Origin of the sequence: Herbaspirillum sp. WGmk3 (genome assembly GCF_023952535.1) — a bacterium.
Taxonomy (GTDB): domain Bacteria; phylum Pseudomonadota; class Gammaproteobacteria; order Burkholderiales; family Burkholderiaceae_D; genus Herbaspirillum; species Herbaspirillum huttiense.
The window spans coordinates 38,528-53,755 of the sequence record NZ_JAKYWT010000011.1; the positions used below are offsets into that span (position 1 = coordinate 38,528).

Here is a 15,228-nt window from a genome sequence, read left to right on the forward strand (position 1 = left end):
CCATCATCCATGCTGCAAGTCAATGAACTGAACCAGTACTACGGCGCGGCGCATACGCTGCGCGGCGTCTCGCTCGATGTGCAGAAGGGCAAAGTCTTGTCCCTGCTGGGCCGCAATGGCGTGGGCAAGACCACGCTCCTGAAATGCCTGATGGGCGTGCTGCCGGTAGCCAAGGGCAACGTCAGCTTCGAAGGCCAGGACATCACCCGTCTCAAGCCGCACCAGCGCGCCAAGCTGGGCATCGCCTACGTGCCGCAGGGACGCGAGATCTTCGCGCGCCTGACGGTGGAGGAAAACATGCTCATGGGCATGGCTACGCTGTCGGGCCGCCGTGCCTCCACCATCAAGGGCGAGGTCTATGAACTCTTCCCGGTGCTGAAGGAAATGCTGCATCGTCGCGGCGGCGATCTTTCCGGCGGCCAACAGCAACAGCTCGCCATCGCCCGGGCACTGCTGGCCGAGCCCAAGCTGATCATCCTGGATGAACCGACCGAAGGCATCCAGCCCTCCATCATCAAGGACATCGGCCGCGTCATCAGCCTGCTGCGCCAGCGCGGCGACATCGGCATCCTGCTGTGCGAGCAGTATTTCGACTTTGCCCGCGAACTGGCCGATACCTTCGTGGTGATGTCGCGCGGTGAAGTCGTGGCCGCCGGTACCCAGGACCAGATGGATGGCGAGGACGTGAAGAAGCATCTGGCGGTGTGACCAAAGGATGTCCGAACGGAAAGAGATGGAAATGATGCTTCTCCCCGACCGTTCGGACTGAGTAGCCGCGCAGCGGCGTATCGAAGGCGCTCCAAGGTTGCGCCCGGCACAGCGCCTTCGATACGGCCCTGCGGGCCTACTCAGTCCGAACGGGGAGCGAGGCACAAGACGAAGCTGCGCGTTTGCAGCGGGTCTGCTATAAAGTCGCATGTTCGCGGCCAGGCAGTCCGCTTGCACACGCCGCCTTCCACGCAATGAATAACCAGGTATGAAACGACTCCCCGGCCATCCGGAACCCGCCAGCATGCCGGCTCCCGCGACATCAGGCGCGCCTCTGCGGCATGCGCCGGACCAGGCACGCCTGGCGCTGGGCTTTGCCGACGACAAAGGCACCACGCGCCTCATGCGCCGCCAGCACTTCGGCCCCCTGCGCGTGCAGAAGCCGCTCTATCCCGAAGATCCCTCCATCTGCCACGCCATCATCGTCCACCCGCCGGGCGGCATTGTCGGCGGCGACCAGCTCTCCATCACCGCTGAGGTGGGCGAGCGCGCCCATGCGCTGCTGACCACGCCCGGTGCTGGCAAGTGGTATCGCGCCAATGGCCAGTCATCACGCCAGGCCGTCAGGCTCGACGCTGCTGCCGGGGCCACGCTGGAATGGCTGCCGCAGGAAACCATCTTCTTCGATGGCGCCGACGTGCGCATGGAACATGAAGTGAGCCTGGCCGCCGATGCGGCTTACCTGGGTGCGGAAATACTCTGCTTCGGCCGCACCGCCTCGGGCGAAACCTTCAACACCGGTGCCGTCAGCCAGCGCACCAGCATCCGCCGCGGCGGCAAGCTGGTGTGGTTCGAGCAGGGCCGCCTGCAGGCCGAGGCAGGGGCCATGCAAGGCCCGCTGGCGCTGGACGGGCAGACCATCTGCGGCACCCTGATCGCCGTGGGCGATGGCATGGATGCGGCACTGCTCGGACGGCTGCGCGAGACCATCGGCGCCCTGCAGCTGGAAGGACGCAGCGGTGCCACGCTGATGAAGCAGGTACTGATCGCGCGCTACATGGGGCAATCCAGCCTGGTGGCGCGGCAGTGGATGCATGCGGCCTGGCATGTGCTGCGCCCGGCGGTCACCGGCAAGCCGGCGGCCATTCCGCGCATCTGGAATACATGAATACGACGTAAAACGCTGCATCAGGAAAACTGAATCAAGCCTCGCCCTGCGTTATAGAACCTGAAGGCCGCCCAACGGCCAGGAGCCAACATGGAACTGACACCAAGAGAAAAAGACAAGCTGCTCATCTTCACCGCCGCGCTGCTGGCCGAGCGCCGCAAGGCCCGTGGCCTCAAGCTCAACTATCCGGAAGCGGTGGCGCTGATCACCGCCGCCATCATGGAAGGCGCGCGCGACGGCAAGACCGTGGCCGAGCTGATGTCCGAGGGGACCACCATCCTGACCCGCGACGATGTCATGGAAGGCGTGCCCGAGATGATCCCCGACATCCAGGTCGAAGCCACCTTCCCCGATGGCAGCAAGCTGGTAACCGTCCACCATCCGATTCCTTGAGGAGCGCGTCATGATTCCAGGCGAAATGCTGGTCGAACCCGGCGACATCGAACTCAATGTCGGCCGCCCCACCGTGACGGTGACGGTGGCCAACAGCGGCGACCGTCCGATCCAGGTCGGCTCCCACTTCCATTTTTATGAGACCAATCCGGCACTGCGCTTCGAACGCGAAGCGGCCTATGGCATGCGCTTGAACATCGCGGCCGGGACCGCAGTGCGCTTCGAGCCCGGTCAGGAACGCACGGTGGAACTGGTGGCGCTGGCAGGGGACCGCCGTGTCTACGGCTTCAATGCACTGGTGATGGGCAAGCTGAAGGCCCAGCATGGCAACCTCAAGAAGGGGCAAAACCAATGAGCAAGATTTCCCGTTCGGCCTATGCCGAAATGTTCGGCCCCACCGTCGGCGACCGCGTGCGCCTGGCCGATACCGCGCTGTTCCTGGAAGTGGAGAAGGATTACACGGTCTATGGCGAGGAAGTGAAATTCGGCGGCGGCAAGGTGATCCGCGACGGCATGGGCCAGTCGCAGCGCCCCCATGCCGAGGTGATGGATACCGTCATCACCAATGCGCTCATCGTCGATCACTGGGGCATCGTCAAGGCCGACATCGGCATCAAGTCCGGCAAGATCGCCGGCATCGGCAAGGCCGGCAATCCCGACATCCAGCCCGGCGTGACCATGGCCATTGGCGGTGCCACCGAGATCATCGCCGGTGAAGGCATGATCGTGACCGCCGGCGGCATCGACAGCCACATCCACTTCATCTGTCCGCAGCAGATCGAGGAAGCGCTCATGAGCGGCGTCACCACCATGCTGGGCGGCGGCACCGGTCCGGCCGTCGGCACGGCCGCTACCACCTGCACGCCCGGCCCCTGGCACATTCATTCCATGCTGGCCGCAGCGGACGCCTTCCCGATGAACCTCGGTTTCCTCGGCAAGGGCAACGTCAGCCTGCCGCTGCCGCTGGAAGAGCAGATCCGCGCCGGTGCCATCGGCCTGAAGCTGCACGAGGACTGGGGCTCGACGCCTGCGGCCATCGACAACTGCCTGACGGTGGCCGACCGCATGGATATCCAGGTGGCCATCCACACCGATACGCTCAATGAGGGCGGCTTCCTGGAGCACACGCTGGCGGCCTTCAAGGACCGCACCATCCACACCTTCCACACCGAAGGCGCGGGCGGCGGCCATGCACCGGACATCATCGCGGCCGTGGGCGAGGGCAATGTGCTGCCGTCCTCGACCAATCCCACGCGTCCCTTCACGGTCAATACGCTGGACGAACACCTGGACATGCTGATGGTCTGCCATCACCTGGACCCGGCCATCGCCGAAGACATCGCCTTTGCCGAATCGCGCATCCGCCGCGAGACCATCGCCGCCGAAGACATCCTGCATGACATCGGCGCGATCTCGATGATGTCTTCCGACTCGCAGGCCATGGGCCGCGTGGGCGAAGTCATCCTGCGTACCTGGCAGACCGCGCACAAGATGAAGGTGCAGCGCGGTTCGCTCAAGGAAGATACTTCGCGCAACGACAACTTCCGCATCAAGCGCTACATCGCCAAGTACACCATCAACCCGGCCATCACGCACGGCATCTCGCACGTGGTGGGCTCGCTGGAGGTGGGCAAGATCGCCGACATCGTGCTGTGGAAGCCGGCCTTCTTCGGGGCCAAGCCCTCGATGATCCTGAAGAGCGGCATGATCGCGGCCGCCCAGATGGGTGACCCCAATGCCTCCATCCCGACCCCGCAGCCGGTGCATTACCGGATGATGTTCGGTGCCTATGGCGGTGGCCTGAAGACCTCGATGACCTTCGTCTCGCAGGCAGCCTTCGATGCCGGCATCGGTGAACAACTGAAACTGAACAAGCCGGTGGTGGCCGTGAAGAACATGCGCAACCTGCGCAAGCGCGACATGATCCACAACGGTGCCACGCCGAAGATGGAAGTCGATTCCGAGACCTATGAAGTGCGCGCCGATGGCGAGCTGCTGGTGTGCGAACCGGCGGTCTCGCTACCGCTGGCACAACGTTATTTCCTGTTCTGATTTTCTTTAGATTTTTTCATGCTGACTCTCAATACCAAGATAGCCCAGGCCGAGCAGATCGACGGCGAACTGGAACTGCCCTATGACCAGCGCGAGAAGAGCCGCCTGCGGGCCACCCTGCGTTCAGGTGAAGACGTGGCGGTGTTTACCGTGCGCGGTACTGTGCTGCGCGATGGCGACCTGCTGCGCGGCGATGATGGTCGCGTGGTCAAGATCATCGCCAAGGCCGAAGCGACTTATCGCGTCGATGCGGCTGATGCGCACCTGCTGCTGCGTTGCGCCTTCCACCTCGGCAATCGTCACACCCAGGCGCATGTGGGCCATGAAGGGGGCGTCGGTTTCCTGCGCATCCGCAAGGACCCGGTGCTGAAGGAAATGCTGGAAGGGCTGGGTGCACGCGTGAGCGAAGAACTGGCGGCCTTCGAGCCGGAAGCGGGCGCCTATGGCGGAGGCCATCACCATCATGGCGATGACCATCACCACAATCCGCTGGCACCGATTCCGCTGCGCCAGAAAATCCATCGTCCCGGCGACAAGAAGGAAGAGGGCTGACCCCATGCAAGCTGCCGCCTTGCTGCATCTGCTGCAACTGAGCAGCCCGTCCTTGCCGATCGGTGCATACAGCTATTCGCAAGGGCTGGAGGCGGCCATCGAGTGTGGGCGCGTGGGCAGCGAAGCCACGGCCCGTGCCTGGATCGGCCATGCGCTGCATGAAGTGGTGGCGCGTTTCGAGGCCCCCATCTTTGCGCGGCTGGTGGCAGCCTTCGAGGCCCGTGATGCAGAAAAGGTCACCTTGTGGACCGAGCGCTTCATCGCGGCCCGCGACACGTCCGAGTTTCGTGCCGAAACCATTCAGATGGGCTATTCGCTGGGCAAACTGGCGACCGACCTGAAGCTGGGCGATGAGGCCTTGCTGGCCATCCTGCAGGCGCAGCCGGAATTGCCGCTGCCGACTTCGCTGGCTTTTGCCACGGTGGCCCTGCAGGTGCCGCGCGAGGCGGCGGTGCTGGGCATGCTGTTCGCCTGGGCCGAGAACCAGGTGCTGGCCTGCGTGAAGACGGTGCCGCTGGGCCAGGTGGCGGGGCAGCGTATCCTGCTGTCGCTGCAGCCGGAACTGGAAAAGGCCGCGGCCACCGCGCTGACGCTGGAGGATGACGAGCTGTGCAACTGGGCACCGGGCCTGTCGCTGCTGTCGATGCAGCATGAGGTGCAGTACAGCCGCATCTATCGTTCTTAATTGCTGAATTATTGAAATCGTTTATATCGTTTTCGTTCCAACACGACCAAGAGATCAAGAGACCAACCATGAGCAACTCCACTTCCAATCCGCTGCGCGTGGGCATCGGCGGCCCGGTCGGTTCCGGCAAGACGGCGCTGTGCGAAATGCTGTGCAAGCGCATGCGCGACCATTACGACATGGCCGTCATCACCAATGACATCTACACCAAGGAAGACATGGAAATCCTGCTGCGCGCCGATGCGCTGCCGGCAGAACGCCTGATGGGGGTGGAGACCGGCGGCTGCCCGCACACTGCCATCCGCGAGGATGCCTCCATCAACCTGGAAGCGATCGCCCGCATGAGCGCCGATTTCCCGGACCTGGACCTGATCCTGGTGGAGTCCGGCGGCGACAACCTGGCCGCCACCTTCAGCCCGGAACTGTCGGACCTGACCATCTACGTGATCGACGTGGCCGGCGGCGAAAAGATTCCGCGCAAGGGCGGCCCCGGCATTACCCGTTCGGACCTGCTCATCATCAACAAGACCGACCTGGCTCCCTATGTGGGCGCAAATCTGGATATCATGGCGGCCGATGCCAAGCGCATGCGCGGTGAGCGGCCCTTCGTGTTCACCAACCTGCGCAGTGGCGACGGGGTGGAAAAGGTCATCGAATACATCCGCAAGCAGGGCTTGCTGGACGAGAAGCCGAAGAACTGAACCTGAACCCTGTCACTTCCCCGATTCAAGAATCTGCCGTATCAGCCCAAGGAGAAAACATGTTGCCCCTCTCGACCAAGACCCGCGCCCGCCTGGGCGTCCTGGCCGTCACCGCACTGGCGGCCGGCACTGCCCTGGCGCACCCCGGCCATCCGGGTTCCACCATGGATGCCTCGGCCAGCATGGCCGCCGGCTTCGCCCACCCGTTCTCGGGCATCGACCACCTGCTGGCCATGCTGGCCGTGGGCCTGTGGGCGGCACAGAACAAGCAGCGCGCCCTGTGGGTGCTGCCGCTGGCCTTCCCGCTGATGATGGTGGCTGGCGCGCTGCTGGCCTTCGCCGGCCTGCAAGTGCCGGCCGTGGAAACCGGTATCGCCGCTTCGGTGGCCGTGCTGGGCCTGCTGATCGCCTTCGCCGTGCGCCTGCCGCTGTGGGGCAGCACGCTGGTGGTGTCGGTCTTCGCGATGTTCCATGGCTACGCACACGGCGCTGAACTGCCGCACGGCAGCTCGGCCGCCCTGTACGGTGCCGGCTTCATCGCCGCCACCGCACTGCTGCATGCCGCGGGCCTCGGTATCGGCCTGATCGCGGGCAAGCAGATGGCTGACCGCGTGGTGCGCATCGGCGGCGTCGGTATCGCCGCCGTGGGTGCTTACCTGCTGGCTGCCTGAAGCAACTCGCCCGCTTCGGCGGGTTGTTCCTGACCTGAAGACTGGCCGCCGCGCGCGGCCAGCCAGGCGTCCAGCACGGCCTCGCTGCCCTTGGGGAAATGCAGGCCGAGCTTGGAACGCCGCCACAGGATGTCGGCCGCATTGGTGGCCCATTCGTGGCGCAACAAGTAGTCCACCTCGGCGGCATAGAGCCCGCCCAGGATTTCTTCTCCCATCTCTTCCAAGTTCTTTCTTCCTTCCAGCAGCGCGTGCGTGCGGCTGCCATAGGCACGCGCATAGCGTTGCAACAATGCGGCAGGCAGCCAGGGATACTGCTGCTGCAAGCCTTCCACGTAGTGACCGAATTGGCGCACCGAGCGATTGGACGGCTGCGCCCCATACAGGTCGCCACCCGGCAGGCAGCCGTGCTCGGTCCACGCGCCGCGCTGGTTGCCCAGCACCGGCGCGATCATGTCCACCGCTTCCTCGGCCAGCTTGCGGAAGGTGGTGATCTTGCCGCCGAAGATGGAGAGCAGCGGGGCGCCTTGCGTGTTCAGGTCGAGCTGGTAGTCGCGCGTGACGGCCGAGGCGTCGGCGGCTGCGTCTTCCAGCAGCGGGCGCACCCCTGAATACGACCACACCACGTCGGCCGGCGTAATGGGCTTGGCGAAATAGCGATTGGCCAGCTGACAGAGATAGGCCGTTTCATCCTCGGAGATGGCCACGTCTTCCACCCGGCCCTGGTACTCGATATCGGTGGTGCCGATGAGCGTGAAGTCCTGCTCGTAGGGAATGGCGAAGACGATGCGGCCATCCGGGTTCTGGAAGATGTAGGCGTGATCGTGTTCGAACAGGCGTGGCACCACGATGTGGCTGCCCTTGACCAGGCGCACCGACTTGCTCGAATGCACGTGGGCCGCACCGCCCAGGAACTGCGCCACCCACGGGCCGGCGGCATTGACCACGCAGCGTGCGCGCACCTGCATGGCATGGCCGTCTTCACGGCGCAGCACCGCTTGCCAGCCGTTGTCCTGGCGCGTGAGCGATTCGCAGCGGGTGCGGGTCATGATGTGCGCGCCTTTTTCGGCGGCATCCATGGCGGTCAACACCACCAGCCGGGCATCATCGACCCAGCCATCGGAATAGACGAAGCCACGCGTGAACTGCGCTTTCAATGGCGCCCCCGAGGCGTGGCGGCGCAGGTCCAGTGCACGCGAGCCCGGCAACAATTCGCGTCGGGCCAGGTGATCGTAGAGGAACATGCCCAAACGGATCAGCCAGGCGGGGCGCTGTCCCTGGTCATGCGGCATCACGAAGCGCAGCGGCCACATGATGTGCGGGGCGCTGCGCAGGAGCACTTCGCGCTCGATCAGCGCCTTGCGTACCAGCCCGAATTCATAATGTTCCAGATAGCGCAGGCCACCGTGGATGAGCTTGCTGGAGGACGACGACGTATGCTGCGCCAGGTCGTGCTGTTCGCACAGCGCCACCGACAGGCCGCGCCCGGCCGCATCGCGCGCGATGCCCGCGCCGTTGATGCCGCCGCCGACCACCAGCACATCGTATTGCGGAGGATAGGTGATGCCTTCCATGCCACGTGCTTTCATGCTGGCTCCCGGTCAGAGTATGCGCTTGCGGATTTGCGTGACCACCACTTCGGTCACGATCACGATGGCGAAAATGGAAACCAGCACCGTCGCCACGCGCGGCCACTGGAACAGGTTCAGCGCGGTATCGAGCACCATGCCCACGCCACCGGCACCGACGATGCCCAGCACGGCCGATTCACGCACGTTGATGTCCCAGCGCAGCAGCACGATGGACATGAAGGCGGGCTTCAATTGCGGCCAGTAGCCATACCAGATCTCGGAGAACTTGCTCGCGCCCGACGCCTGCAGCGCCTCGATGGGGCCGCGCGGCATCTGCTCGATGGTCTCGCCGGCCATCTTGCCGACGAAGCCGATCGAGCGGAAAGCGATGGCCAGCGTGCCCGCCAGCGGACCGGGTCCGAAGATGGCCAGGAACAGCAGCGCCCACACCAGCGAATTGACCGAGCGGCTGGCCACCAGCACGATGCGGGCGAACAGGTTCAGGCCGCGATGGCGGGTCAGGTTGGGCGCTACCAGCAGGCCAAAGGGAATGGCCAGCACGATGGAGAGCAGGGTACCGAGCGTCGCAATGTGCAGGGTCTCGATCAGTCCGGCCTGCACGTCGCTGCTGAAGTAGGCCCAGTCGACCGGCCACATGCGGGCGAGCATGTCGCTCATCTGCTCGGGTGCATCGTAGAGGAACTCGGGGATGATCTCGATGTAGCGCAACGATTGCACCACGGCCAGGGCGATGACCAGCCACACGGTGAAACGCAAGATGCGCTGCAGGGGCGTATGGCGCTGCCATTCGCGCTCGGCCGGGTTGAGCGCGGCAGCGGGGCGGGGGAGGACGGTATCAGACATTGAAAACCTTCTTGACCGAATTGGCCAGCAATTCGCCGACGACGATGATGGTGATGATGGTGACCAGGATGGTGAGCACGAAGTCGTAATCGAAGCGCTGGAAGGCGGAGAACAGCACGCCGCCCACGCCGCCCGCACCGACGATGCCGACCATGGTCGAGTTGCGCAGGTTGGAGTCGAGCTGGTAGGTCGAGAAACCGACGAAGCGCGACATCACCTGCGGCAGCACGCCAAAGAGGATCACGTTCATGAAGGAGGCACCGGTGGCGCGGATGGCTTCGACCTGTTTGATGGAGATCTCTTCAATGGCTTCGGCAAAGAGCTTGCCGATGAAGCCGATGGACGCCACGATCAGCGCCAGCACACCGGCCAGTGCGCCAAAGCCCACGGCCTTGACGAACAGGATGGCCACGATCACCGGATGCAGCGAGCGGCACACCGACACCAGCGCGCGCGCAGGCCAGGATATCCAGGAGGGCATCAGGTTGCGTGCGCCCATCAGGCCGATGGGTAGCGAGAACAGGATGCCAAACAGCGACGCCAGCACGGCAATCTGCAGGGTCTCCTTGATGCCGCCCCAGAGAATGTCGCCCTTGGAGAGATCGGGCGGGAACATGCGGCCCAGGAATTTCGCGCCGTTTCCAAGTCCCGAAGAGAAGCGCTCCCAGGAGAAACCCAGTTGCGTGGCTGCGTAGATCGCATACAGGGCAATCAGCCAGATCACCACGCGGGTGGCCAGTTGCGGCTTGAAGGCCAGGCTCACGCGGGGCGTGGAGGAAGTGGAGGAGGTCGTCATGCCAGCCAGTCCTCGCCGCCGTAGATCTGTTTGAGGAAGTCATCCGACAGGTTCTCGGCATTGCCGTCGTAGACCACGTGGCCGCCGGACATGCCGATGATGCGGTCGGCATAGCGCTTGGCCAGCTCCACGTCGTGGATGTTGACGATGACCGGGATCTTCTGGGCGCGGCCCTGTTCCTTGAGCAGCGAGATGATCTCGAAGGAAGTCTTGGGGTCCAGCGAGGACGTCGGTTCATCGGCCAGCAGCAGGCGCGGGCGCTGCATCAGGGCACGGGCAATGCCCACGCGCTGGCGCTGGCCACCGGAGAGCGCGTCAGCCCGCTGGTTGGCGAAGTTGCCCAGGCCCACGGTATCGAGCAATTCAAACGCGTGCGCGATATCTTCCTTGGCGAAGTTGCGGCGCCAGGCGGTGAAGGCATTGACGTAACCCAGTCTTCCGCACAACAGGTTCTCCATCACGGAAAGGCGTTCCACCAGGTTGTATTCCTGGAACACCATGCCGATGTGGCGGCGCTGTTCGCGCAGGGCGCGGCCGCGCAGTTCGGCCAGATTCACGCGCTTGCCTTCGCCCTCGAACCAGATCGCACCACGGCTGGGATCGACCAGACGGTTGATGCAGCGGATCAGGGTGGACTTGCCGGTGCCGGAAGGGCCGATGATGGCGATCAGGCCGGCGTCGCCAATCTTCAGGTCGATGCCTTTGAGGATGGGATGACCGGGCTTGTATTCCTTGACCAGGCCCTGGATTTCGATGGCGTGTGACATGGGAGACGCTTTCTCTGGTGATGTTTCTGGTGGTGCGCGGCGGACTGCGGGATGCGAGGGGCCGCAGCCCCCGCCGATGGGCAGGGGCCGTGTTGCTTGTGCTGGATGGAATCGTCTTGCGGCATCCGGACCGGAGGTCACGGATGCCTTTCGATGATGCTTACTTCTTGCCGGCGTTCTGCTTGTCGTAGGCGGCGCGGTTGAAGGATTCACCGGCGGACTGGGCGACGAAGCGCACCATCTCGAAGTCCTTCTTGTAGTTGATCGGGTAGAAGCGATCGGAACCGGCGAAGGCCTTCTTGAGCTCATCGGTGAAGCGATAGTCGTAGAAGCACTTGAGCATCTTGTCGCGGAAGTTCGGCTCCAGGTCATGTGCATAGGCGAAGTCCTGGGTCGGGAATTTCTCGCTGTGCCAGATGACGCGGAAGTTCTCGGCCTTGATGACGCCACGCTCCACCATGCGGTCAAACACGTCGGAGGCCACGGCGGCAGCATCGTAGTCACCCGAGTTCACGCCCAGGATGGACTGGTCATGCTTGCCGGAGAAGATGACCTTGTAGTCCTTGTCCGGGGTCACGCCCAGCTTGGGGAACAAGGCCATCGGGGCCATGTGGCCGGAGTTCGACGAGGGCGCGGTGTGGGCGACCTTCTTGCCCTTGAGGTCGGTCATCTTCTGGATCGGGCTGTCCTTGCGCACGATCACGTTGAGGGTATAACCCTGATAACCCTTGGCGTCACCGATGACGGCAAACGGCACGGCACCGGCGATGTTGACGGCGAAGTTGGTCGGTCCCGGCGAGAAGCCGCCGACGTGCAGGCGGCCCGAGCGCATGGCTTCGATTTCAGCAGCGTTGGATTGCACCTGGAAGAAGACCACCTTCTTGGCGGTACATTGCGACAGGTAGTCGGTGAAGGGCTTGAAGATCTTGTCGTAGACGGCCGGATCTTCCACCGGGGTGAAGGTGAAGACCAAGGTATTGGGGTTCTTCAGCTTCTTGGGATCGGTGGGGGTGTCGGCGGTCAGGTCGTGATTGGCGTCGCAGTATTGCTGGTCGAGGTCGCCGCGATTGCTGCAGGTGTCTTGGGCGAAGGCGATGGCCGGAGCGGCCAGGGCGAGTGCCAACAGGGTCTTGATCAGACGTGGGGTCATGCTGTCTCCTGGAGATGGTTTTGGTCTTGGTGCCGGTCGCGACGGCGGTGTTGATCGGTGCGTGGCCGGCGATGTGCGGGAGTGTAGGCGAGGGGGACGGCTTTTGCCATGGGGCGAGGCCGCCGAGGAGGGGGTTTCCTGTCAGCTGCCTTTCCAGCGGCTTTCAATCTGCTTTCAAAGCGTGCTGAGACGGGACTCGCGCCCCGCGTGGATTGGCGGTATAAAGGCGGCTGCACAACGATAACGACACGGGAGATCATGCATATCCTGCTGGTAGAGGATGACATCGACATGTCGCGCGCCCTGGTACGCGCGCTGGAACGGCGCGGCTTCCAGGTCACGCATTGCGGCGATGGCATCAGTGCGCTCTCGCACATCAAGGATGGGATCGGCGACCTGGTGGTGCTTGATCTCAATATTCCCGGACTGGACGGGCTGCACCTGCTGCAGCGCATCCGCTCGCAGGACATCGGTACCCCGGTGATCGTGCTGACCGCGCGCGGCGCAGTGGGCGATCGCGTGGTGGGACTCAATGCCGGTGCCGATGATTACCTGGCCAAGCCCTTTGATCTGGATGAGCTCGATGCCCGCATCCGTGCGCTGCTGCGGCGGCGGACCAATGCCGATGATGGCGGGCAGCGCTGCGGGCGCTTGCGCTTTGACCGGGCATCGGGGGCTTTCTATTGTGACGACGAGCCGCTGGAGTTGACGCCGCGCGAGCATACGCTGTTGAAGGCACTGATCGCCAAGCCGGGACATGCGGTGACCAAGGAGAAATTGTTCAGGCTGGTTTTCCCGATGGAGGAGAACACGCAGCTCGAAGCCATCGAAGTGGTGGTGCACCGGGTGCGCAAGAAACTCATGGAGACCGGTGCCGAGATCATGACACTGCGCGGGCTGGGGTATCTGCTGCGGGATCGGCAACAGCAGGGTGGCGAGGGCTGAGGACGTGGCACATCTGTTTTCGCGGCGTCGTTCGGTACGTGCCTATCTGCTGGCGTGGATCATTTCACCGATTGCGCTGTTCATCGTCATCGATTCCTTCTCGCTTTATCGCAATACGCTGGAGTCGGTCAATACCGCTTATGACCGCATGCTGATTGCCTCGGTGCATTCGATTGGCGATCTGTTGCGCATCGAGAATGGCGAGCTCAAGGCTTCGCTGCCTTATGCGGCGCTGGAAATTTATGAGGCCGATTATTCGAGCCGCATGATTTACCGCATCAACGGCCTGGACGGCAAGTTCTTCGAGGGCGATCAGGATCTGCCTTCCTACAAGGGGAAGGCGGACAAGGAGGCCATCTATCCGGCCCTGGCGCATATCTACGAAGATACCTATAACGGCGTACCGGTCAGGGTGGCAGCGCTGTTCCAGCCGGTGGTGACCAATGATCCGCGCGGCGCGGCACTGGTGCAGGTGGCCGAGACGATGGAGAACCGCAGTGCGCTGGCACGCAAGATTTTCTGGGAGACGCTGATCCGTCAGGCGGCCTTGCTGGTGGTGATCGTGTCGGTGACCTTGTATGTGGTGCGGCGTGCGCTGCAACCGGTGGATGCCTTGCGGCGGCAGCTTGATGAGCGGCCGGCCGATGATCTCTCGCCCGTGGCACCACCGATGGCGCCGCGTGAATTGCAGCCGTTCATCGATGCCTTGAATCAGTTGATGGCGCGCTTGCGGCGGCTGCTGGATCACCAGCAACGTTTCGTGGCCAATGCCTCGCATCAGTTGCGTACGCCATTGGCCGTGCTGAAAACGCAGCTGCAGTCAGGTTTGCGGGGTGATGCGCCGGCACCGGTGATCTGGCAGGAGATGTCGGGTACCGTCGAGCGGGCCACGACGCTGGCCAATCAATTGTTGTCCCTGGCCAAGGTCGAGCAGTTACGCGGTCGCGGTGCGCAGGAGGTGTGTGACCTGGGCATGCTGGCGCGCGAGACGGCCGTGGATCTGTCGCCGCTGATTGCGGAGAAGGATCTGGACTTCGAGCTGGAGGGAGAGAAGATACTCGTGATGGGTCATCCGTGGATGATCGGGGAGCTGATTTCCAATCTGCTGCATAACGCGATCCGGCATACGCCTGTGCATGGGAAGCTGGGCATTCGCATCAGTGCTCGGGAAGATGTGGCGGAGCTGCTGATCTGGGATAGCGGAGAGGGAATCGATGACCAGGCGATGGAGAATGTGTTCAAGGCGTTTTCTTCCAATGTCTCATCAGCCGGCGGGTTGGGGCTGACCATCTGCGGGGAGATTGTAGATTCGATGCAGGCGACCATCAGCTTGCGCAATCGGATCGGTAAGGAGGGCGCGGTTGAAGGCTTGGATGCACTGGTGCATTTCAGATCTGTTGCGGGGTGAGCGTTGAGTCGCAGGAATGTGGAGGGTGTGGAAAACTTAGTTTTTTGTCGGCCTCGTTCGTCATTCAGCACAGCATGGGATGGCCACCTCGAATGCCTGTGTATAAGATTTTGTACACTGTTTCCACTTAGTTCAGGCTGTGGACAAAGTAGCTTGCGTCGCATCCGTGGCGGAATTGGGGATAAGTTGATTAGCTTCCCGCGAAGATGCTGTCATCACTCATTTGTTAGAAAAGCCGGCTTTGCCGGCTTTTCTTTTGGTGTTGGGTTTTGTCTCGAATACTCCAGGAAACTTGGAAAATGATCCATTACCTTGTTCTGCAACGGAATGACGTTGACTTGAGAAGCGCAAGACGTGACTCAGCAGGATCGCTGTGGACAATTCATCCACGGCCAGTGAAGAGGAGTTGGCTCTGTGGAAAACATAAGCTGGCTTTCCTGTTGCTGCCCTGTGGAAAAGACAAACCGCGCCCGGTGTTGGGTGGTTCAGAGGTGATATGAAGAAGGAGGGTAGGACGGCCCGATATGCGGACGATGCGCAGAGAACGCCTGTGGAAAAGATGAAGCAAGTCGCCGTTTTGTCAGTGCGGCGGACAGAACCGGAGTTTCGCCAAGCCATCTGCATCAACGGCCTGGCGCGTTTCATGGCTTTCTGACCGAGAAGACAGCATCGGCAGCTCTGGCCACACCGGAATTTGCTTCGCCTGCCGACCAAATGAAAACGGAGCGCACAAAGCAAAAACCCTCGCTACTTGCGTAACGAGGGTTCTTGGGAGTAACAAGCCTGACGATGACCTACTT

At 62.8% G+C, this 15,228-nt stretch carries 17 protein-coding genes; 11 read left to right on the forward strand and 6 right to left on the reverse strand.

What is annotated here, in order from left to right; genetic code table 11:
- Positions 1-9 precede the first annotated feature (9 nt).
- The 9 genes from urtE to MKD49_RS25610 all read left to right on the forward strand — a co-directional run bounded on the left by urtE (position 10) and on the right by MKD49_RS25610 (position 6,930).
- Positions 10-708 (forward strand): urea ABC transporter ATP-binding subunit UrtE, encoded by a 699-nt coding sequence (urtE, locus tag MKD49_RS25570; RefSeq protein ID WP_008333719.1) that lies wholly within the window; start codon positions 10-12, stop codon positions 706-708.
- A 268-nt stretch (positions 709-976) separates the two neighbouring features.
- Positions 977-1,876 carry an urease accessory protein UreD gene (locus MKD49_RS25575; RefSeq protein ID WP_371925516.1) on the forward strand — a complete coding sequence of 300 codons (900 nt, stop codon included), beginning with the start codon at positions 977-979 and terminating at the stop codon, positions 1,874-1,876.
- Positions 1,877-1,966: 90 nt separating this feature from the next.
- Complete coding sequence (locus tag MKD49_RS25580) at positions 1,967-2,269, forward strand: urease subunit gamma (protein WP_008333723.1); 303 nt, start codon at positions 1,967-1,969, stop codon at positions 2,267-2,269.
- Between the two features lie 10 nt (positions 2,270-2,279).
- Entirely contained in the window at positions 2,280-2,624 is a 345-nt protein-coding gene (locus MKD49_RS25585; RefSeq protein ID WP_252697703.1) for an urease subunit beta, read from the forward strand.
- Positions 2,621-4,321 (forward strand): urease subunit alpha, encoded by a 1,701-nt coding sequence (gene ureC / locus MKD49_RS25590; RefSeq protein WP_121041331.1) that lies wholly within the window; start codon positions 2,621-2,623, stop codon positions 4,319-4,321. Before MKD49_RS25585 ends, ureC begins: the two co-directional genes overlap by 4 nt.
- Positions 4,322-4,339: 18 nt before the next feature.
- Positions 4,340-4,873, forward strand: coding sequence for an urease accessory protein UreE (gene ureE / locus MKD49_RS25595; RefSeq protein WP_134223932.1), 534 nt, complete (start codon positions 4,340-4,342; stop codon positions 4,871-4,873).
- Between the two features lie 4 nt (positions 4,874-4,877).
- Positions 4,878-5,558, forward strand: a complete 681-nt coding sequence (locus tag MKD49_RS25600; protein WP_121041335.1) for an urease accessory protein UreF — start codon at positions 4,878-4,880, stop codon at positions 5,556-5,558.
- Between the two features lie 68 nt (positions 5,559-5,626).
- Complete coding sequence (gene ureG, locus MKD49_RS25605; RefSeq protein ID WP_013236640.1) at positions 5,627-6,259, forward strand: urease accessory protein UreG; 633 nt, start codon at positions 5,627-5,629, stop codon at positions 6,257-6,259.
- A 59-nt stretch (positions 6,260-6,318) separates the two neighbouring features.
- Entirely contained in the window at positions 6,319-6,930 is a 612-nt protein-coding gene (locus tag MKD49_RS25610; RefSeq protein ID WP_252697704.1) for a HupE/UreJ family protein, read from the forward strand.
- Here MKD49_RS25610 and glpD read toward each other — a convergent pair.
- The 5 genes from glpD to phnD form a co-directional block, all read right to left on the reverse strand.
- A complete protein-coding gene (glpD, locus tag MKD49_RS25615; RefSeq protein ID WP_252697705.1) occupies positions 6,912-8,516 on the reverse strand; it encodes a glycerol-3-phosphate dehydrogenase in 1,605 nt (534 codons plus the stop codon). The genes MKD49_RS25610 and glpD overlap by 19 nt on opposite strands.
- Positions 8,517-8,528: 12 nt before the next feature.
- Positions 8,529-9,362: a phosphonate ABC transporter, permease protein PhnE gene (gene phnE / locus MKD49_RS25620; RefSeq protein WP_252697706.1), complete on the reverse strand. Its 834-nt coding sequence runs from the start codon at positions 9,360-9,362 to the stop codon at positions 8,529-8,531.
- A complete protein-coding gene (gene phnE / locus MKD49_RS25625) occupies positions 9,355-10,158 on the reverse strand; it encodes a phosphonate ABC transporter, permease protein PhnE (protein WP_121041338.1) in 804 nt (267 codons plus the stop codon). The genes phnE (MKD49_RS25620) and phnE (MKD49_RS25625) overlap by 8 nt, the downstream gene beginning before the upstream one ends.
- Positions 10,155-10,925: a phosphonate ABC transporter ATP-binding protein gene (phnC, locus tag MKD49_RS25630; RefSeq protein WP_013236645.1), complete on the reverse strand. Its 771-nt coding sequence runs from the start codon at positions 10,923-10,925 to the stop codon at positions 10,155-10,157. The genes phnE (MKD49_RS25625) and phnC overlap by 4 nt, the downstream gene beginning before the upstream one ends.
- A 160-nt stretch (positions 10,926-11,085) precedes the next feature.
- A complete protein-coding gene (phnD, locus tag MKD49_RS25635; RefSeq protein WP_088755403.1) occupies positions 11,086-12,075 on the reverse strand; it encodes a phosphate/phosphite/phosphonate ABC transporter substrate-binding protein in 990 nt (329 codons plus the stop codon).
- Between the two features lie 258 nt (positions 12,076-12,333).
- Between phnD and MKD49_RS25640 the strand changes: the two genes are divergently transcribed.
- Both MKD49_RS25640 and MKD49_RS25645 read left to right on the forward strand, forming a co-directional pair.
- A complete protein-coding gene (locus MKD49_RS25640) occupies positions 12,334-13,020 on the forward strand; it encodes a response regulator transcription factor (protein ID WP_088755402.1) in 687 nt (228 codons plus the stop codon).
- 4 nt (positions 13,021-13,024) lie between these two features.
- Positions 13,025-14,428 carry a sensor histidine kinase N-terminal domain-containing protein gene (locus tag MKD49_RS25645; protein WP_252697707.1) on the forward strand — a complete coding sequence of 468 codons (1,404 nt, stop codon included), beginning with the start codon at positions 13,025-13,027 and terminating at the stop codon, positions 14,426-14,428.
- Between the two features lie 219 nt (positions 14,429-14,647).
- On the opposite strand, the gene MKD49_RS25650 is transcribed toward MKD49_RS25645, so the two are convergent.
- Positions 14,648-15,073 (reverse strand): hypothetical protein, encoded by a 426-nt coding sequence (locus MKD49_RS25650; RefSeq protein WP_204726744.1) that lies wholly within the window; start codon positions 15,071-15,073, stop codon positions 14,648-14,650.
- Between the last annotated feature and the right edge of the window lie 155 nt (positions 15,074-15,228).